Origin of the sequence: Amycolatopsis sp. CFH S0740 (assembly GCF_004522315.1) — a bacterium.
GTDB classification, from domain to species: domain Bacteria; phylum Actinomycetota; class Actinomycetes; order Mycobacteriales; family Pseudonocardiaceae; genus Amycolatopsis; species Amycolatopsis nivea.
Genome location: NZ_SDLS01000009.1, coordinates 107,995 through 126,386 on the forward strand (window position 1 = coordinate 107,995; position 18,392 = coordinate 126,386).

Genomic DNA, 18,392 nt, shown 5'->3' on the forward strand with positions numbered 1-18,392 from the left:
GTGTGAGCGAGACACCGGACCACCTTCCCCGTGACCTGACGGTGTACTTGATCGCGCGGTTCGCGCTCGTCGCGGTGGTCGCGGTCGTGCTTTCGCTGGTCGGCGTGCCGCTGCTGGTCTCTTTGCTGATCGGGCTCGTCGTCGGCCTTCCGCTCGGACTGCTGCTCCTGCGCGGGCTGAACCAGCGCGTGACGGCCGGGCTGGCCAAGCGCAACGAATCCCGTGCGCGTGCTCGTGCCCAGCTGCGTTCGCAGCTGCGCGGCGAGACCTCGGCCGACGATTCCGCGGCATGAGCAAACCGCACAGCCGCGCCTGGGTCCGCGAAGCGGTCCGGATCATCGAGGCCGACGCCAACCGCAGCGCCGACACTCACCTGCACGTTTTCCCGCTGCCCCCGGAATGGGGCATCGACCTTTACCTGAAGGACGAGTCGGTGCATCCGACCGGCTCGCTCAAGCACCGCCTCGCGCGCTCGCTGATCCTGTACGGCCTGGTCAACGGGCACATCGGCCCGGACACCGTGCTGGTCGAGGCGTCCAGCGGCTCGACCGCGGTGTCCGAGGCGTACTTCGCGCGCATGCTCGGCCTGCGGTTCGTGACCGTCGTGCCGCGGCGGACGAGCAAGGAAAAGATCGCGCTCATCGAGTTCTACGGCGGCGAGTGCCATTACGTCGACTCGGCGCCGGCGATGTACCCGGAGGCCGAGCGGCTGGCCGCCGAGTGCAACGGGCATTACCTCGACCAGTTCACCTACGCCGAGCGCGCGACGGACTGGCGCGGCAACAACAACATCGCCGAATCGGTGTTCGCGCAGATGCGTGCCGAACGCCATCCGGTGCCGTCGTGGATCGTCGTCGGCGCGGGCACCGGCGGCACGAGCGCGACGTTCGGCCGGTACGTCCGGTACAAGCGGCACACCACGAAGATCTGCGTGGTGGACCCGGAAAACTCGTCGTTCTACGGCGCGTGGGAAACCGGTGCGCCGGACTACGCGACCGGGATGCCGTCGCGGATCGAAGGCATCGGACGGCCGCGTTGCGAACCGTCGTTCGTGCCCGGCGTGATCGACGAGATGTTCCAGGTGCCCGACGCGGGTTCGCTGGCGGCGATCCGGTTGCTGCGGGACCGCACCGGGCACTGGGCGGGCGGCTCGACCGGGACCAACCTGTATGGCGCGTTCCAGCTGATCTCGCGGATGCTGGCGGACGGCCAGGCGGGTTCGGTGGTGACGCTGCTGTGCGACGGCGGGGAGCGGTACGCGAACACGTACTACTCGGACGAATGGCTCGGCGAGCAGGGGATCGACCTCGCGCCGTATCGGGCGCGGTTCGACGAGTTCCTGCTCACTGGCCGATTCGACGCCTAGCTTCCTGGTAGCCCAGCGTCAGCACGACGATCAGGCGGCGCAACCGGTCCTCGAAGTCGAGGCGGGAGCCGGCCAGGCGCGGGTCCTTGATGGCTTCTTGGACGGCTTCGTTCGGGTGCGCCAGCGGCCACATTCCCGCGGTGAACATGAAGATCGCGGACGACAGTTCTTGTGCGGTCTCCGCGGAAAGGCCTGGCAGCGCGGCGTGCAGCAGGTCGGCGGTGCGGGCGTTGTGCTTCGCCGAGCGCAGCTTGTAGTCCCGCGCGATTTCCGTGGAGACATTGCGCTCCAGCACGTTCGCCAGCACGCTGATCAGTTCGCACAGGACCGGTCGCGTCGCGAGTGAGCGGGCGAGGGTCGCGGCGACCTCCGACAGATCGCCGTCGAGGGTGAGCGAGTCGAGCCACGCGCCGCGAGCGCGGTCGAGCACCTCCAGGTAGACGGCCTCCCGCGTGGGGAAGTAGCGCGCGACGTTCGACGCCGACAGGCCTACCCGGCGGGCCAGTTCGCGCATGCTGACCTCGCTGACGGACGACTCCGTCATCAGCTGTTCGGCCACGTCGAGGATCGCCTCGCGGCGGGCTTCCACCTGCTCGGGACTGCGGGCGCGCTGGAAGTCGGTCACGCCTCGGAGTGTAACAGGACACTGCTCTCTTGATAAAAGAACAGCGTCCTGTTAACTTCGAGAACAAGAGAGCAGTGTTCCGTTAACTCTGGCAGGAGATCCCGATGCGTACTTACGACCAGCTCTTCCTCGGCGGCCGCTGGACCGAGCCCGCGACGACCGACACCTTCGAAATCCGTTCGCCGCACGACCGGGCGCTGGTCGGCACCGCGCCAAAGGCCTCGAAGGCGGACGTCGACCGCGCGGTGGCGGCGGCCCGGCGGGCGCTCGAACCGTGGGGGAGAACCCCGCTGGCCGAGCGGCTGCGCCTGGTCGAGCGGTTCAACGAACTGCACGCCGCCCGGGCCGACGAAATCGCCGAGCTGATCACCGCGGAGAACGGCTCGCCGAGCTGGTTCACCGGCTGGACGCAGCACAACCTCCCGGAGCGCACGGCGGCGTGGCTCAAGACCGCGCGCGAGTTCGACTGGGAGGAGACGCTGACCGACGAGGCGGGCAACCGGACGATCGTGCGTGCTGCACCGGTCGGGGTGGTGGCCGCGGTGATCCCGTGGAACTCGCCGCATTCGGCCGCGCTGGTGAAGCTGATTCCGGCTCTGCTGGCGGGCAATCCGGTGCTGCTGAAGGCCGCGCCGGAAACCCCGCTCGACGCGATGCTGCTGGCGGAGATCTTCGCGGAGGCCGGGTTCCCCGAGGGCGTGGTGAGCGTGTTCGCGGCTGACCGCGACGTGAGCGAGTACCTGGTGACGCACCCCGGTGTCGACAAGATCTCGTTCACCGGCTCGACGGCGGCCGGGCGGCGGATCGCGTCGCTGGCGGGAGAGCAGTTCAAGCGCGTCGGGCTGGAACTCGGCGGAAAGTCCGCGGCGATCGTGCTCGCGGACGCGGACCCGAAGACCGTCGCCGAGGGGATCCGGACCGCGACGTTCGCGAACAACGGCGAGATGTGCGTGGCGCACACGCGGATCTTCGCGGCGCGCGAGCGGTACACCGAGGTCGTGGCCGCACTCGCGGAAATGGCCGACGGGCTCGTGGTCGGCGATCCCGCGAAGCCGGACACGTTCGTCGGGCCGATCGTGCGCCGTGACCAGTACGAGCGGGTGCTGTCGTACCTGCGGCTAGGCGTCGAGGAGGGCGCACGGATCGCGGCGGGCGGTGCCGAGCCGCTCGCGAATCCTGAGCTGGCGGACGGGTTTTACGTGCGTCCGACGGTGTTCGCCGATGTTACGAACGACATGCGGATCGCGCGCGAGGAGATCTTTGGTCCGGTGCTCGTGGTGATCCCGTTCGACACCGAGGAGGAGGCGATCCGGCTCGCGAACGACTCCGACTACGGCCTGAGCGGCGGCGTGTGGACCGCCGACGCGGAACACGGCGTCGAACTCGCGCGGGCGGTGCGCACGGGCACGTTCCACGTCAACGGCGCGCCGCGGCATGGGAACGCGCCGTTCGGCGGGTTCAAGGCGAGCGGGGTGGGCCGTGAGTACGGCTCGCACGGGTTGGCGGAGTTCGTGGAGTGGCAGGCGATCGCGGCGGGGCGTTAGAGCGCGAGGGCGACCGCGTTCAGTACCGCCCGGCTCGGTTCGGTGGGTTCAAGGCGGAGCGGGTGGGCCGTGGGCGCGGTTGACGCGGGCGGTGTTTGTGGAGTGGCAGGCGATTGCGCCAGGGCGACCGCGCTCAGTACCGCCCACGCCTGCATTGCCCGGGCGCGGGAACGCTCGGTTCGGTGGGCGCAAAGCGAAGCAGAGCCCGGGCGGTGTTTGCGAAATAGCAGGCGATCGCGGTCTGCCGCTAGAGCGCCAGGGCGACCGCGCTCAGCACCGCCCACGCCAGCATCGCCATGCCGGTGTCGCGCAGGGCCGGGATCAGCTCCCGGCCCTTGCCGCCGCCTCCGACGGACTTGATGGGCTTCAGCAGCAGCGGCGCGGTCACGAAGGTGATGAACAGCAGCGGGTGCCAGATTCCCATCAGCACGGTGAGCGCGTACGGGACCGTCACCAGGGTCAGGTAGAGCTTTCGCGTGCCGCCGTCGCCCATGCGGGTCGCGAGGGTGTGCTTGCCGGACTCGAGGTCGGTCGGGATGTCGCGCAGGTTGTTCGCGACCAGCACCGCCATCGAGAACGAGCCGACCGCTACCGCGCAGCCCAGTGCGTCCCAGCTGACCCGGCCGGCCTGGACGTAAACCGTGCCGAGGACGCCCGCCAGTCCGAAGAACACGAAGACCGCGATCTCGCCCAAACCGTAGTAGCCGTAAGGCTTTTTGCCGCCGGTGTAGAACCACGCGCCGAGGATGCACAGCGCGCCCATCGCGAGCAGCCACCAGTATCCGCTCAGCGCGACGAGCGCCAGGCCCAGCACTCCGGCCAAGCCCAGGGAGGTCAGCGCGGCACGCAGGACGGCCTTCGGGTTCGCCGCGCCGGAGCCGACCAGACGCAGCGGACCGACGCGGTTTTCGTCGGTGCCGCGGATGCCGTCGGAGTAGTCGTTGGCGAAGTTCACGCCGATGATCAGCGACAACGCGACCAGCAGAGCGAGCAGCGAACGCCACCAGGAGAACGCGTCGAGCGCGATCGCCGCTCCGACGCCCGCCACGACCGGTGCGATCGCGTTCGGCAGCGTCCTCGGCCGGGCGCCTTCGATCCACTCACTGACTGTCGCCATGGGGTCCATTCAACGCCATGCGATCTTCACCCGTTCGGTGAACCCGCTCAGCGCGTCCGGAGGGCGGCGACCACTGCCTGCCGGTCGATCTTTCCCGGTCCGCGCAACGGCAACTCGCTGACGAACTCGATGCGTTTCGGCGTCGCGGCCGCACCCAGCTCAGCCCGGACCGCGGCTCGCAGCGCGGCCTCGTCCGTCGAACCCGCCACCATCGCCACGACCGCCTCGCCCCACTGCGGATCCGGAATGCCGACGACACAGGCGTCCCGCACCCCGGGCTGCGCGCCGAGCAGCCGTTCGATCGAGGCGGCGGACACCTTGACCCCGCCGGTGTTGATGACGTCGTCCGCGCGTCCGAGCACCTCGATCCGACCGTCGGGCAACCAGCGGCCGCGGTCGGAAGTGCGGAAAGAGCCGTCCCGGAACGACTCCGCGGTCAGTTCCGGAGCGAGACGGTAGCCGTGCGACAGCACAGGACCGGAGATCCACAGTCGCTCGTCGGCGTCGGGCTCCACGCGCACCCCGTCGAGCGGAACGCCGTCGTAGACGCAGCCGCTCGCGGTCTCGCTCATGCCGTACGACGGGACGATCCGCACGCCTTCCTCAGCCGCTTGCGCTCGCAGCGCAGGCGAGGTGGCGGCGGCGCCCAGGATGATGCCGTCGAAGGCCTTCGCGGCGGCCAGGCCAGCGCCGCCGTCGTCGAGCAGGCGGACTAGCTGGGTCGGCACGAGCGCGGTGTAGCGCGAGCCGTTCTCCGCGAGCACCGGCGCGGCCGCGGCGGCGAACTCGTCCGGGCGGAAGCCGGTGCCGGTCAAGAACGCCGGTTTCGTGCCTGCCAGCCGCGCTCGGATCAGGACTTGCAGGCCGCCGATGTAGTGCGCGGGCGTGGCGAGCAGCCAGTGTCCGGGGCCGCCGAGCCGGGCGTGCGTTGCCGTCGCGGACGCGGTGAGCGCACGCGGCGACAGCAGCACTCCCTTCGGCGCCCCGGTGGACCCGGACGTGGCGATCACCACGGCGGTGTCCGGCTCGACCGGCTGCTCCGGGGCCATCGCCTCGAGCAGCGCCGGGGCCGACGGATCCGCCGAGTTCAGCGGCAGCACCGCCGGACCGCCGTCGAGGGCAGCCGCCAGGGCCGCGTCGAGGGCGGTCAGCGCGTCGGCGCTGCCGTCGAGCCACACCACGTGCACGGCGAACGACCTTCTCAGTAGTAGTACGGGTAGTCGGACCAGTCCGGGTCGCGCTTCTCCAGGAACGCGTCGCGGCCCTCGACGGCCTCGTCCTGCATGTACGCCAGCCGGGTGGTTTCGCCGGCGAACAGCTGCTGTCCGACGAGCCCGTCGTCGATCGCGTTGAACGCGTACTTCAGCATCCGCTGCGCGGTCGGCGACTTGCCGATGATCGTCCAGCCCCATTCGAGCGCGACCCGCTCCAGCTCGGCGTGCGGCACGACCTCGTTGACCGCGCCCATCCGGTGCATTTGCTCGGCGGTGTAGTCGCGGCCGAGGAAGAAGATCTCGCGCGCGAACTTCTGCCCGACCTGCCGGGCGAGGCCCGCCGAACCGTAGCCCGCGTCGAACGAGCCGACGTCCGCGTCGGTCTGCTTGAACCGCGCGTGCTCGGCCGAGGCGAGGGTGAGATCGCACACGACGTGCAGCGAATGCCCGCCGCCCGCCGCCCAGCCGGGCACCACGGCGACCACGGGTTTCGGCATGAAACGGATCAATCGCTGCACCTCGAGGATGTGCAGCCGCCCCGCCCGCGCCGGGTCGACCGTGTCCGAGGTCTCCCCGCTCGCGTACTGATACCCGGAGCGTCCGCGAATACGCTGGTCACCGCCGGAACAGAACGCCCAGCCGCCGTCCTTCGGCGACGGGCCGTTCCCGGTGAGCAGGACGCAGCCGACGTCCGAGCTCATCCGGGCGTGGTCGAGCGCCCGGTAGAGCTCGTCGACGGTGTGCGGGCGGAAGGCGTTGCGGACCTCCGGACGGTCGAAAGCGATCCGGACCACCCGTTTGCCGGAGCGGGCATCTCGCGAACGGTGGTAGGTGATGTCGGTGAAGGAGAACCCTTCGACCTCGGACCAGGCGGCGGGGTCGAACAGCTCGGAAACTCGGGCGTCATCCACGTTTGGGAGAATAGGACCTGTGGACATGATCGCTGTGCCTGACGCCGCCCCCGGGGAGTGCCCGTCGGACGGTTCCTTAATGGGGGCCTGCCGGTGAACCCGTCCACCGCGCAGGCCAGGGTCATCGTCGACGAACTCGTCCGCAACACCGTGTCGCACGTCGTGTTGTGTCCAGGATCTCGCAACGCGCCGCTGTCCATCGCGCTCTACGACGCCGCCGCTTCGGGACGGCTGCAGCTGCACGTCCGCATCGACGAGCGCGGCGCGGCGTTCCTCGCGCTCGGCATCGCGGCGCGCACCGGCCGTCCGGCGGCGGTGGTCTGCACCTCCGGCACCGCGGCGGCGAACTTCCACCCGGCCGTGCTGGAGGCCGACCGGGCGGGCGTGCCGCTGATCGTGCTCACTGCCGACCGTCCGCCGGAGCTGCGTTCGGCGGGCGCGAGCCAGGTGATCAACCAGTACGAGCTGTACGGCGACGCGGTCCGCTACTTCGACGAGCTGGCCGTCGCCGAACGTCGGGCCGGGCAGAACTCCTACTGGCGCAGCCAGATTTGCCGCGCGTGGAACGCCGCGTACGGCGAGTGGCGCTGCGGGCCGGTGCACCTGAACATCCCGTTCCGCGAGCCGCTGGTGCCGGATCTCGACGATGACGGCGAGTGGTACGAATCGCTCGAAGGCCGCCCCGACGGCGAACGCTGGACCGAGCTGCCGGACTTCGGCGCGCTGCCCTCGTTCGTGGTCCCCTCGGCGCGGCACGGCCTGGTGATCGCGTGCGACACCGGCGCGCAGGCGGCCAGCGAGTGGGCCGAACAGCACGGCTGGCCGGTGGTTTCGGAGACCGGCGGCCTCGGCCTGTCCGGCGCGACCGCGATGTCGTCCGGAGCCTGGCTGCTGGGCGTCGAGGAATTCATCTCGCGGCACCGGCCCGAGCAGGTGCTGTGCCTCGGCCGTCCGACGGTGTTCCGGCAGGTCCAGAAGGTGCTGTCGGACCCGGAGGTCGAGGTGCTGCTGGTGCGTCCGGATTCGGACTGGCCCGCGCCCGCGCACAACGTCCGCCAGGTCGGACAGTGGTTCGCCGAACCGACGAAGCCCGCGGACCCAGAGTGGCTCGCGAGCTGGCAGCGCGCGGACGCCGCGGCCAGCCAGGCGGTTTCGACGGCGCTGGCCGCCGAGCCGTGGCCGAGCGGCGTACGGGTGGCGACGGAGCTGGTCGACGCGCTGCCGGAAGGCGCGCTGCTGGTGGTCGGCTCCTCGAACCCGACGCGCGATGTCGCGCTCGCTGGACGGCTGCGTCCGGACGTCCTGGTGCACCGCAACCGCGGCGTCGCCGGGATCGACGGCACGGTGTCGACGGCCATCGGCGCGGCCACTGTGCACCGCGCGCCGTCGTACGCGCTGCTTGGCGATCTGACCTTCCTGCACGACGCGTCCGGCCTGCTCACCGGTCCGGCGGAGCAGTTGCCGGACCTGACGATCGTGGTGCTGAACGACGACGGCGGCGGCATTTTCTCGCTGCTGGAGCAGGGCGCGCCGGAACACTCGGCGAGCTTCGAGCGCGTCTTCGGCACGCCGCACGGCGCGGATCTGGGCGCGCTCTGCGCGGGTTACCGGGTGCCGCACGTCCTGGCCGAGACAGTCGAAGAGTTCCGTGCCGCGCTGCGGCCCGCGCCGGGCCTGCGGGTCGTCGAGGTCCGGGTCGACCGGGCGCAGCACCGGAATCTCCACGCGCGGCTGAAGTCCGCGGTCGCGGAAGCGGTGGGGACGGTTTAACCGGCGGGGGCCGGTGAATATGGGGGATTTCGTGAACGAGGCGGACCTGCGCCCGCGAGGCCGGTGGGCCTGGTTCAGCGCGGCGGTGGCGGCGCTGGCACTGATCGGGCTGGTGTGCTCGTATTTTTCGTCGTTTCTGGTGATGGCCAGCGACAACTGCTTCGCCGGGGACAGCAGGGCGATCTGCAGCGCGGCCGGACAGCAGGCGGTCGCGTCGCTGCCGTGGGTCGGCTGGTTCGCGGCGATCGCCGGGTCGTTCGCGATGGCCGGGCTCGCCGTGCGGCGCGGCTGGGGACCGTGGCCGGGGCTGTACGCGGGCCCGATCTTGTACGGCATCCCGATCGCCATCGCGTGGTGGATCGCCGAATCCGGATGATCTTCCCAGTGGGTAAGAACCCGTCGTTCGGACGTACCTGTGGGGTGCTCACGTGGATACGTTCGGTCGCATTGGCCACCTTGGAGGAACCATGCGATCGAGAACTCGGGCCGGAATCGGGGCGGTTGCGGCTGGAGTCGCGACGGTGCTGCTGGCAGGCACCGCCTCGGCAGTGCCGGCACCGGGCGCGCCGGGGGTCGGCGACCCGTACTACCCGAACGCCGGCAACGGCGGCACCGACGTGCAGCACTACGACATCCGCGTGAGCTACCAGCCGGAGACCGACGTCCTGTCGGGCACCACGACGCTGCTGCTCACCGCCACCCAGGACCTGTCGCGCTTCGACCTCGACTTCGCGCTCAAGGCGTCGAAGGTGCTGGTGAACAACCGGCCCGCGCAGTTCACGAACCAGAACGGCGACGGCGAGCTGGTGATCACGCCGGCGCAGCCGCTGCTGAAGGGCCAGTCCGCGACGGTCGTCGTGAGCTACTCCGACAGCCCGTCGACGGAGAAGGTCGGCGGACTGAACACGTGGAAGAAGGGCGCGTTCGGGGCGCTCGGCATCGACGAGCCGCAGAGCGCGCAGTGGTGGTTCCCCTCCAACGACCACCCGACCGACAAAGCGACTTACGACGTGTCGATCGAGGCTCCGGACGGGCTCGCCGCCATCTCGAACGGCACGCTCGTGAAGAAGACCAAGAAGCGGGCCGGCTGGACGCGGTGGAACTGGCGCAGCACCAAACCGCAGGCGACCTACCTGACGTCGTTCATCGTCGGCAAGTACGACGTGGTCCAGTCCACCACGCCGGACGGCAAGCCGTTCATCACCGCCTACGGTTCCGATCTCGGCGATTCGCTCGACGCGGCCAAGGCGAGCGTGGAGCGCACGCCGGAGGTCGACGAGTTCCTGGCGTCGCAGTTCGGGCCGTACCCGTTCGAGGCCGAGGGCGGCGTCGTGACCAGCGGGATCACCTTCTCGCTGGAAAACCAGACCCGGCCGACCTACGGCGCGCGCAACTTCGCCGCCGGGTCCAACACCACGCTGATCGCGCACGAGAACGCACACCAATGGTTCGGCGACAACGTTTCGCTGGGCAAGTGGAGCGACATCTGGCTGAACGAGGGCTTCGCGTCCTACGCCGAGTACCTGTGGTCCGAGCACCAGGGCGAGGGCACGACCGCGGAACTCGCGCAGTACGCGTACGACTCCTACGCCGCCGACGACCCGTTCTGGCAGGTCCTGCCGGGCGACCCGGGCGAGCCGAACCAGTTCGACCGCGCGGTGTACGACCGTGGTGCGATGGCCGTGCAGGCGTTGCGCACCAAGGTCGGCGACCAGGCGTTCTTCTCGATCCTCCAGCAGTGGCAAACGGCCAAGGCCGGTAAAGCGGCGGCGATCCCGGACTTCATCGCACTCGCCGAGAAGGTGTCTGGCAAGCCGTTGCAGGAACTGTTCCAGACCTGGCTGTTCACCAAGGGGAAGCCCGCCGTCGGTCCTAATGGGACGGTCGCGGCGGCTAAGGCGTCCGCCGTCCCGGCGAAGCCGAAGGCGTGGGACCAGATCCAGGCGAACCACCGCGCGCTGGCGGCGGCTGAGCGGCACTGAAATTCGCTTGCCTGGCCGCGGGATCCTGGAGAGTTCCGCTCTCTCAAGGAGGATTCAGTGGCCATGAAAGTGCGGGCGCAGCTCCGCCACGCCCGGCTCGACGGCCGGGAGTGGCGGGTGCTGCGCCCTGATCCCGCTCTGGACACCGCGGTGTTGTACGAAAACGACCGGTACCCGCAAATGTGCGTCGACCGCCGCGCGGCGTATCGGATCGGGGTGTTGTGGCTGCTGGCCGCGCGATCCCGGCATACGGTCATCCACCTGCCGTTGCGCGCTGGTCGGACTCCCGCTGAGCCGGAGTGCAACGGTCGTCCGCTGGATCTCGTACTGAGCCAGCACACCGCGCAGCTGCGAGCATCGCACTGGCCTCGGCTGAGGGCGGCACTTGGCCCGGCCCGGCCGCACACGGTGCGAATCCGGCTGATCGACGTCCGGTGGAGCGGCCGTACTGGCAGACTCGGGACCGGCTGTACGACCGGATCCACGCCGACACGATGTTCCTGACCGGCAGTGCGGCAGTCTTCCGGCGCACGGCGGAGTACTTCTTCGACCTCGCCTTCGGCGCTCCGGGTTCTGCTCCGGGCGAGGAAACGCCGCACCACGCGTGTTCGGATCTGAATTGGACAACTCGGGTGCTGGTCAATACGTACTGCCTGCACGTGCTGTACCGGGCGCACTGGCTGCCGAGTGCCGAGCTGGTCGGCGCACCCGACTAAACTCTCGGTGTGGCAGCCAGGAGTGTGAAGGCACGGCGGATCGCGTGGTTCGCCGTGCTGGGCGTGGCTGTGCTGCTCACGGTGATGTGCGTGAGCCTGGTTTTCGCCGCGTTCCGCAACGACAGCGCGATCGAATCGCACCTGGGCACGGCGAACGCGACGGTCGAGTCGGTGGCCTTCGACCGTACGATCATCCAGTACCAGACCCCGGACGGCATCGTGCACAGCCCGCCGACCGGGGTGCTGTACCCGTCGGGTCTTGCCGCCGGCCAACTGGTGGCGATCGAGTACGACGCGACCAACCCCGAGCTGACCAGGGTCGCCGGCCGGACCGCGACGTTGACGCTGCTGCCGGTGGGCATGACGGTGCTGATCACGTGGCTGGTGGCGGGCCCGCTGTTGTGGTGGCTGCGCCGGTCGATGAAGCGGGACCGGTCCGCTGCTCCGGAACCGGTGCACGCGAAGGTGTGAGGCTCGTGAGTGTTTATGCCGGTTAGAACCGGCATAAACACTCACGAGCCCCCTACGTCCCGGCGGTTTCCTGCCACCACCCAAGTACTTCGTCGGCCACTCCAGGCGCGGCGACCAGCAGTCCGTCGGTAGGCAGGGCAGCGTCCTCGCCGTGTTTGTCCAGCACCACCGCGCCCGCCTCGATCGCCATTGCGACTGAGCCCGCGACGTCCCATTCGTGGTAGCTGTGCAGCACCGCCGCGGCGGCGTGCCCCAGTGCGACCTGGGCGATCGACAGCGCGGCCGACCCCAGCACCCGCACCCCGGCGTGGGCGGCTGCCGCTCGTTCGATGAACTCGCCCATTCCCGGCCACGGGCCCTTGCGCGCGAGTTCGGTGCAGACGATCGCTCCGGCGGTGCCCGCGCGGTCGACCAGCTTCAGCGGTTTCCCGTTCGCTCGGGCTCCCCGGCCGCGGGCGGCGGCGTAGATCTGCGCCCGGTACGGGTCGGCGACGACGCCCACCACCGGGCCGCTCGCGTCGACCAGGGCGAGGCTGTAGGCGCACCACGGCACTCCGGCGACGTAGTTCGCGGTGCCGTCCACGGAATCGACCACCCAGCGGTACTCCGCGACGTCCGCGCCGTGGTCGGCGCCGAATTCGTGGCCTACCACCGGGATTCCGGGGAACTCCGCGGTCAGCACGCGGCGGGTGTGCCGTTCCAGGATCCGATCGGTGTCGGTGACCCAGTCGAACGGCGAATCCAGCGTCGCCGGGTGCGCGCCGCGGCCCGCGGTCGCGGTGATCACGTCGGTGGCGTCGTTCGCCAGCCGCCCCGCGACCTCGAGTGCTCGGGAGAGCAGCCCGGGTTCCACGGGCCGCGACGGCCTGGAGGACAAGAGGGTCATGCCTGCTTAGTCTGGGCGTTCCTGGTGTCCGGGACACGACCGGAAGATGACATGTCGTGGCGAATTCTTCGACGGTCGGCGCCCGGGCGCGGACGCTGCGGAGTGTTTCGCCACCGTTGGCCGGTCGGTTACGCGGGATTGGCCCGCCCTGCCTGCGGTTTTGCGACAGTGACGCCGTGCGAGTCGCCATAGTCACCGAAAGTTTCCTGCCCCAGGTGAACGGCGTGACGAATTCCGTGCTGCGGGTCGTCGAGCACCTGGTCGAATCCGCGCACGACGTGCTGGTCGTCGCCCCGGGGCCGGGTCCGGCGAGTTACCGCGGCGCGCCGGTCGTCCGCATTCCGGCGCTGGATTTCCCCGGCGTGAACTCGCTGCCGATCGGCCTGCCGACGCGCACCGTGCTGACCGCGCTGGCCGATTTCGGCCCGGACGTCGTGCACCTGGCCTCGCCGTTCGTGGTCGGCGCGCGCGGGCTCGCCGCGGCCAGACGGCTGCGGGTGCCGTCGATCGCCGTCTACCAGACCGACATCGCCGGGTTCGCCACGTCGTACGGCTTCGGCATCGGCGCGCGAGCGGCCTGGCGCTGGGTGCGCCGCCTGCACTCGCGGGCCGACCGGACGCTCGCGCCGTCCTCGGACTCGATCGAACAGCTGAAACTGCACGGCGTTCCGCGCGTACACCGCTGGGCGCGCGGCGTGGACGTCAGCCGGTTTTCCCCGGCACACGCGGATCCGGCGCTGCGTGCGGAACTCGCGCCGAACGGCGAGCTGCTGGTCGGGTTCGTCGGACGGCTCGCGCCGGAGAAGGAGGTCGACCGGCTGACCGTGCTGGCCGGGGTGCCGGGCGTGCGCGTGGTCGTCGTCGGTGACGGACCGGAGCTGCCGTCGTTGCGGGAACGGTTGCCTGGCGCGGCTTTCCTCGGCGCGAAGTACGGCGACGAGCTGTCGGTCGCGTACGCGAGCCTCGACGTTTTCGTGCACACCGGGCCGCACGAGACGTTCTGTCAGGCGGTGCAGGAGGCGATGGCGTCCGGGCTGCCGGTGCTCGCGCCGGACGCGGGCGGCCCGAAGGATCTCGTCTTGCCTGGCCGGACCGGGTATTTGCTGCCTGCCGACCGGGAGTCGTTCGGCCCCGCGCTGGTTTCCAAGGTCGACGACCTGCGGGACGCGGCGTTGCGCGCCCGGCTGGGCGAGAAGGCGCGGAAAGTGGTTCTGGGCCGCACGTGGCCCGCGGTGTGCCGGGAGCTGGTCGGGCACTACGAAGCGGTACAGGGCCGAGTCGCGCGTGCGGCTTGAGCCATGCACATCGTCCAGCTGGCGAACTTCTACGGACCGCGGTCCGGCGGGCTGCGGACCGCGCTGAACCACCTCGGCGCGGGGTATGTCGCCAGCGGGCACCGGGTGACGCTGGTCGTGCCGGGGCGGCGGTACGCGGTGGAAACGCTGCCGACCGGGGTCTGCCGGTATTCGTTGCCTGCCTTGCAAATTCCCGGCACTGGCGGGTACCGCGCGGTCGATCCGCAGCGGGTCCGCGCGGTGCTGCGGCGGCTGGAACCGGACCGGCTGGAGGTGTCCGACCGGCTGACCCTGCGCGGAATGGGCGTCTGGGCGCGGCGGAACGGCGTACCCAGCATGGTCATTTCGCACGAGCGGCTGGACCGGCTGCTGGAGCAGTTTTTGCTGCCCGGAGCGATGGCCCGGCACGTCGCGGATGCCGCCAACCGGCGGATGGCGGCGTCGTACGACACGGTGGTGTGCACGACTGCCTTCGCGCACGCGGAGTTCGAGCGGATCGCCGCGCCCAACGTCCGGCGGGTGCCGCTGGGGGTGGATCTGGCGACGTTCGCGCCGTCGATGCGGGATTCCGGGTGGCGGTCGGCGCTGGCCGGCGGTGCCGACGCGTTGATTGTCCATTGTGGTCGGTTGTCGCCAGAGAAACATGTTGAGCGGAGCGTGGATACGGTCGCCGAGCTGACGGAGTCCGGGGCTCGGGTGCGGTTGGTGATCGCGGGCGACGGGCCTCGGCGGCGGGCGCTGGAACGGCGGGCCCGGGGCTTGCCGGTGACGTTCCTCGGCTTCTTGGCTGGACGCGGCGAGGTAGCTCGATTACTGGCCAGCGCGGATGTTTCGCTCGCTCCGGGACCGCACGAGACGTTCGGACTGGCGGCCTTGGAGGCGCTTGCTTCGGGGACGCCGGTGGTGGTTTCGGCGTCGTCGGCGTTGCGGGAGATCGTGCGACCCGGCTGTGGGGCGGCGGTGGCTGACTACGCGCCCGCGTTCGCCAGCGCGGTGACCGGCCTGCTGGATAGTCCTGAAGAGATCCGGCGGGCAGCCGCGAGGGCGCGGGCGGAGGAGTTCGCTTGGCCGAACTCAGTCCGCGGAATGCTCGCCGCGCTGGGCTGACAAAGGTCCGTGAAGGGCTCCTTGAGGGAACCTAATTCCCTCAAGGAGCCCTTCACGGACAACTAGCCGCGGTAGCCGGGGTGGACGCCGGGGGTTAGGTCGTGGTCGGCGGCGACTCGGGCCAGCAGGTCGCGCAGCACCGAACGTTCCTCTGTGGACAGTGCGGCCATCATCTCGTCTTCGTGTGCTGCGGCGGCTTTCGCTAGTGCGGCCATCGTTTCCTGGCCTTTGCCGCTCAGGAAAACCGCGTAGAGGCGGCGGTCCTGGGGGTTGCGGCGGCGTTCGATCAGGCCCTGCTGCTCCAGGCCGTCGACGAGGGCGACCAGCCGGGTCGGCGGCGTGCCCAGTTCCGTGGCCAGCACCTGCTGACTCTCGCCGGGCCGCCGCGCGATCGCCCGGAGCAGGCCGGTCTGGGGCGGGGTCAGGCCCAGGTCCGCGACGCGTTCGGCGAAGCGCTGGGTCGCGTGTGCGCCCAGTTGGGCCAGCAGGAAAGCGCTGCCGAACTGCGGAGGTCCTTGCATGCCCTGAACCGTATCGCTTGACAATCCATTACACCAGCGTAATCGTTCTAGTAGTGCAACTAATTGACCTGGAGGTTTGCCATGACGACCATGACTCGACAGGGCGGTCCGCCCTTGCTGGCACCGGCGCTGGCGTTCGGGGTGCTGACCGTCGCGTCGGCGGTGCTCGGGGCGACGGGGACGCGGCCGGATTCCAGTGCGGCTGAGGTCGCCGCGTACATCGGCGGCAACCAGGGCGTTGTGCAGCTGCTCGCGTTCGCGGTGTTCGGCGCGTCGGTGCCGTTGGCGGTCTGGGCCGCGACGGCCTATCGCAGACAGCGGCGGCTCGGGGTCGCGGCACTGGGTGCGGTGATCGGACTGACCGGCGGCGTGCTGTCCGCGGCCGCGCTCGCGATGAGCGGGTTGATCACCTGGACCGCCGCGCAGTCCAGTGAGACGCCGGCGGTGGCTCGGGCGTTGACCAGCCTCGCGTTCGCGTCCGGCGGGCCGGGCTTCGTGGTGCCGCTGGCGTTGCTGATCGCCGGGATCGCGGTGCCCGCGCTGTTCCTGAACCTGCTGCCGCGCTGGCTGTCGGTCGCCGGGCTGGTGGTCGCCGCGGCCGCGGTGCTCGCCTCGCTGTCGCTGCTGACCCCGGCGCTGTATCCGCTGATCCCGGTCGGCCGGTTCGGCGGCCTGGCGTGGCTGGTCGCCGCCAGCGTCCTGCTCCCGCGCGACCGCGCGGCACGGACGGACTAATCTCGGACCCATGCCCCGAGCGAGCCTGGACAAGGATCCGCACGAAGTCGCCGCGATGTTCGACGGCGTCGCGTCCGGTTACGACCGGGCGAACTCGTTCATGACGTTCGGGTTCGACCGGCGCTGGCGCACCACCACGGCGCGCGTGCTGGACGCCAAGCCGGGAGAGAAGGTGCTCGACCTCGCGGCGGGCACCGGGGTGTCCACCGTCGAGTACGCGCGCGGCGGAGCCTGGTGCCTCGCCGCCGACTTCTCCGTCGGGATGCTCAAGGCGGGCCTGCACCGGAAGGTGCCGATGGTCGCCGCGGACGCGATGTGCCTGCCGTTCGCCGACAACAGCTTCGACGCCGTCACCATCTCCCTCGCGCTGCGGAACTTCGTCGACACCAAGGGCGCGCTCGCGGAGATCCTGCGGGTGGTCAAACCGGGCGGCAGGCTGGTGATCTGCGAGGTGTCGACGCCCACCTTCGCCCCCATCCGGTTCATCTACCGGCGGTTCGTCCTCAAGCTGCTCACCTGGGTCGGCAGCCGGTCCTCGACCAACCCCGAGGCCTACTCCTACCTGGCCGAATCGATGCTCGCCTGGCCCGATCAGCGCGGGCTCGGCGAGATCATCGCGAGCGCCGGATGGACCGAGGTGGAGTGGCTGAACCTCACATTCGGCGTCGTCGCGATCCACCGCGCGCGCAAGCCTGCCTAAACTCGGCGGCATGACGACTTCGCGCCGCAGCCCGGACCACGACGCCGAAGTGATCGTGGTCGGGGCTGGACCGGCTGGTTCGACCGTGGCCACCTACCTCGCGCGCGCCGGGGTGGACGTGCTGCTGCTGGAGAAGACCGTCTTTCCGCGCGAGAAGGTGTGCGGGGACGGGCTCACGCCGCGGGGTGTGAAGCAGTTGATCGACCTCGGTCTGGACACCAGCGAGGAAGCGGGCTGGGTCCGGAGTCGGGGGCTGCGGATTCTCACCGGGGATCTGACGCTGGAGTTCGATTGGCCGGATCTCACTGATTATCCGCCGTACGGGGTCTCCCGGACCCGGCAGGACTTCGATGACCTGCTGGCGAAGACCGCGGTGAAGGCCGGGGCCCGGTTGTACGAGCGGACCACGGTCACTGGGGCGATTACCAATGCTTCCGGCCGGGTCGTGGGGGTCGAGGCGAAGGTCGGGCCGGAGAAGACGCCGGTCAGCTACCGGGCGCCGTTGGTGCTGGCTTGCGACGGGGTGTCGGCGCGGCTCGCCTTGAGCGTGGGGATCGACAAGAACGAGAAGCGGCCGATGGGGGTCGCGGTTAGGCGGTATTACAAGAGCCCCAAGCATGATGACCCGTTCATCGAGGGGCATCTTGAGCTGTGGGACCGGTCTGATCCTCGGGATCCGAAGCTGCTGCCTGGGTACGGGTGGGCGTTTCCGTTGGGGGACGGGACGGTCAACGTCGGGCTGGGGATGCTGTCGACCTCGGCGTCGTTCCGGAACACCGACTATCGCGCGTTGTTGCGGCAGTGGCTTGACGGGACTCCTGAGGAATGGGGGTACCGCGAGGAGAACGCCATCGGCAAGGTCGGCGGGGCCGGGTTGCCGATGGGGTTCAACCGGACGCCGCATTACCGGAACGGGCTGCTGCTTCTCGGCGACGCCGGGGGGATGGTGAGTCCGTTCAACGGCGAGGGGATTTCGGCGGCGATGGAGTCGGCGCAGCTCGCGGCCGAGGCTGTGGTGCAGGCGCTCGCCCGGCCGGAGGGGCCGTCCCGGGAGCGGGCGTTGGAGGGGTATCCCCGTGCTGTCGGTGAGCTGATGGGCGGGTATTACCGGCTGGGGAACGTGTTCGCGAAGTTGATCGGGAAGCCGAAGATCATGCACGCGGCTACCAAGTACGGGTTGCGGGTCAACAAGATTCTTCCCTTGGTGTACAAGGGGCTTTCCGGGTGTTACGACGCTCGTGGGGGCGACGGCGTCGACCGGCTGATCGCGGCTCTCGCCCGCGTCACCCCCAGCCCGCGCTGACCTCAGCCTGGCTCGCGCTGCCGAGGTACGTGGGGGGAACTCTGCGGGAATCAGCGTCAATGCCAGGAACTTAAGGCGGCGCTGCAGGTGCGTTCGCCGTGTCCGCCGAGGTCGAAGGTCTCGTCTGGC

General features: G+C 70.0%; 20 protein-coding genes. 14 read left to right on the plus strand and 6 right to left on the minus strand.

The genetic code is table 11. The features are described 5' to 3' along the window. The first annotated feature begins 2 nt into the window (after positions 1 to 2). Both EIZ45_RS17810 and EIZ45_RS17815 read left to right on the plus strand, forming a co-directional pair. The gene (locus EIZ45_RS17810) at positions 3 to 293 is read left to right on the plus strand and encodes a DUF4229 domain-containing protein (RefSeq protein ID WP_037818858.1); all 291 of its coding nucleotides are present in this window, start codon (positions 3 to 5) and stop codon (positions 291 to 293) included. Continuing rightward, the gene (locus EIZ45_RS17815; protein ID WP_037818859.1) at positions 290 to 1,366 is read left to right on the plus strand and encodes a PLP-dependent cysteine synthase family protein; all 1,077 of its coding nucleotides are present in this window, start codon (positions 290 to 292) and stop codon (positions 1,364 to 1,366) included. The genes EIZ45_RS17810 and EIZ45_RS17815 overlap by 4 nt, the downstream gene beginning before the upstream one ends. Here EIZ45_RS17815 and EIZ45_RS17820 read toward each other — a convergent pair. After that, positions 1,344 to 1,991, minus strand: coding sequence for a TetR family transcriptional regulator (locus tag EIZ45_RS17820; protein ID WP_205669978.1), 648 nt, complete (start codon positions 1,989 to 1,991; stop codon positions 1,344 to 1,346). The genes EIZ45_RS17815 and EIZ45_RS17820 overlap by 23 nt on opposite strands. A 104-nt stretch (positions 1,992 to 2,095) precedes the next feature. Between EIZ45_RS17820 and EIZ45_RS17825 the strand changes: the two genes are divergently transcribed. Next, positions 2,096 to 3,535 carry an aldehyde dehydrogenase gene (locus EIZ45_RS17825; RefSeq protein ID WP_134663682.1) on the plus strand — a complete coding sequence of 480 codons (1,440 nt, stop codon included), beginning with the start codon at positions 2,096 to 2,098 and terminating at the stop codon, positions 3,533 to 3,535. Positions 3,536 to 3,782: 247 nt separating this feature from the next. On the opposite strand, the gene EIZ45_RS17830 is transcribed toward EIZ45_RS17825, so the two are convergent. From EIZ45_RS17830 to EIZ45_RS17840, 3 genes are read right to left on the minus strand one after another with little or no spacing between them, the layout of a single operon-like run. Next, positions 3,783 to 4,652, minus strand: coding sequence for a 1,4-dihydroxy-2-naphthoate polyprenyltransferase (locus EIZ45_RS17830; protein WP_134663683.1), 870 nt, complete (start codon positions 4,650 to 4,652; stop codon positions 3,783 to 3,785). A gap of 47 nt (positions 4,653 to 4,699) precedes the next feature. Then, positions 4,700 to 5,839, minus strand: coding sequence for an o-succinylbenzoate--CoA ligase (gene menE, locus EIZ45_RS17835; RefSeq protein ID WP_134663684.1), 1,140 nt, complete (start codon positions 5,837 to 5,839; stop codon positions 4,700 to 4,702). A gap of 14 nt (positions 5,840 to 5,853) precedes the next feature. Continuing rightward, complete coding sequence (locus EIZ45_RS17840; protein ID WP_037818864.1) at positions 5,854 to 6,777, minus strand: 1,4-dihydroxy-2-naphthoyl-CoA synthase; 924 nt, start codon at positions 6,775 to 6,777, stop codon at positions 5,854 to 5,856. Positions 6,778 to 6,870: 93 nt separating this feature from the next. Here EIZ45_RS17840 and menD point away from each other — a divergent pair, with 93 nt between their 5' ends. The 6 genes from menD (at position 6,871) to EIZ45_RS17870 (ending at position 11,716) form a co-directional block, all read left to right on the plus strand. Continuing rightward, positions 6,871 to 8,547: a 2-succinyl-5-enolpyruvyl-6-hydroxy-3-cyclohexene-1-carboxylic-acid synthase gene (gene menD, locus EIZ45_RS17845; protein WP_037818922.1), complete on the plus strand. Its 1,677-nt coding sequence runs from the start codon at positions 6,871 to 6,873 to the stop codon at positions 8,545 to 8,547. A gap of 31 nt (positions 8,548 to 8,578) precedes the next feature. Next, entirely contained in the window at positions 8,579 to 8,923 is a 345-nt protein-coding gene (locus EIZ45_RS17850; RefSeq protein WP_200864430.1) for a hypothetical protein, read from the plus strand. A 91-nt stretch (positions 8,924 to 9,014) separates the two neighbouring features. Next, entirely contained in the window at positions 9,015 to 10,529 is a 1,515-nt protein-coding gene (locus tag EIZ45_RS17855; protein WP_134663685.1) for a M1 family metallopeptidase, read from the plus strand. Positions 10,530 to 10,586: 57 nt separating this feature from the next. Then, the gene (locus EIZ45_RS17860) at positions 10,587 to 11,033 is read left to right on the plus strand and encodes a hypothetical protein (RefSeq protein ID WP_134663686.1); all 447 of its coding nucleotides are present in this window, start codon (positions 10,587 to 10,589) and stop codon (positions 11,031 to 11,033) included. Then, the gene (locus EIZ45_RS17865; protein WP_134663687.1) at positions 11,024 to 11,245 is read left to right on the plus strand and encodes a hypothetical protein; all 222 of its coding nucleotides are present in this window, start codon (positions 11,024 to 11,026) and stop codon (positions 11,243 to 11,245) included. Before EIZ45_RS17860 ends, EIZ45_RS17865 begins: the two co-directional genes overlap by 10 nt. A 9-nt stretch (positions 11,246 to 11,254) precedes the next feature. Beyond that, positions 11,255 to 11,716 (plus strand): DUF3592 domain-containing protein, encoded by a 462-nt coding sequence (locus EIZ45_RS17870; protein WP_134663688.1) that lies wholly within the window; start codon positions 11,255 to 11,257, stop codon positions 11,714 to 11,716. A 52-nt stretch (positions 11,717 to 11,768) separates the two neighbouring features. Here the strand turns inward: EIZ45_RS17870 and EIZ45_RS17875 are convergent, their stop codons facing one another. Beyond that, positions 11,769 to 12,602: an inositol monophosphatase gene (locus EIZ45_RS17875; RefSeq protein WP_043836136.1), complete on the minus strand. Its 834-nt coding sequence runs from the start codon at positions 12,600 to 12,602 to the stop codon at positions 11,769 to 11,771. A gap of 176 nt (positions 12,603 to 12,778) precedes the next feature. Between EIZ45_RS17875 and EIZ45_RS17880 the strand changes: the two genes are divergently transcribed. After that, on the plus strand, positions 12,779 to 13,897 hold the full coding sequence (locus tag EIZ45_RS17880) for a glycosyltransferase family 1 protein (protein WP_205669979.1): 1,119 nt from the start codon (positions 12,779 to 12,781) through the stop codon (positions 13,895 to 13,897). A 3-nt stretch (positions 13,898 to 13,900) separates the two neighbouring features. Continuing rightward, positions 13,901 to 15,004, plus strand: coding sequence for a glycosyltransferase (locus EIZ45_RS17885; protein ID WP_134663689.1), 1,104 nt, complete (start codon positions 13,901 to 13,903; stop codon positions 15,002 to 15,004). 62 nt (positions 15,005 to 15,066) lie between these two features. Here EIZ45_RS17885 and EIZ45_RS17890 read toward each other — a convergent pair whose 3' ends face one another. Beyond that, entirely contained in the window at positions 15,067 to 15,525 is a 459-nt protein-coding gene (locus EIZ45_RS17890) for a MarR family winged helix-turn-helix transcriptional regulator (protein ID WP_167756481.1), read from the minus strand. 81 nt (positions 15,526 to 15,606) lie between these two features. Here EIZ45_RS17890 and EIZ45_RS17895 point away from each other — a divergent pair, with 81 nt between their 5' ends. From EIZ45_RS17895 to EIZ45_RS17905, 3 genes are read left to right on the plus strand one after another with little or no spacing between them, the layout of a single operon-like run. Then, complete coding sequence (locus EIZ45_RS17895; protein WP_134663691.1) at positions 15,607 to 16,260, plus strand: DUF4386 domain-containing protein; 654 nt, start codon at positions 15,607 to 15,609, stop codon at positions 16,258 to 16,260. A 10-nt stretch (positions 16,261 to 16,270) separates the two neighbouring features. Next, entirely contained in the window at positions 16,271 to 16,960 is a 690-nt protein-coding gene (locus EIZ45_RS17900; protein WP_037818876.1) for a demethylmenaquinone methyltransferase, read from the plus strand. Between the two features lie 10 nt (positions 16,961 to 16,970). Next, a complete protein-coding gene (locus tag EIZ45_RS17905) occupies positions 16,971 to 18,263 on the plus strand; it encodes a geranylgeranyl reductase family protein (protein ID WP_043836124.1) in 1,293 nt (430 codons plus the stop codon). The last annotated feature ends 129 nt before the right edge of the window (positions 18,264 to 18,392 follow it).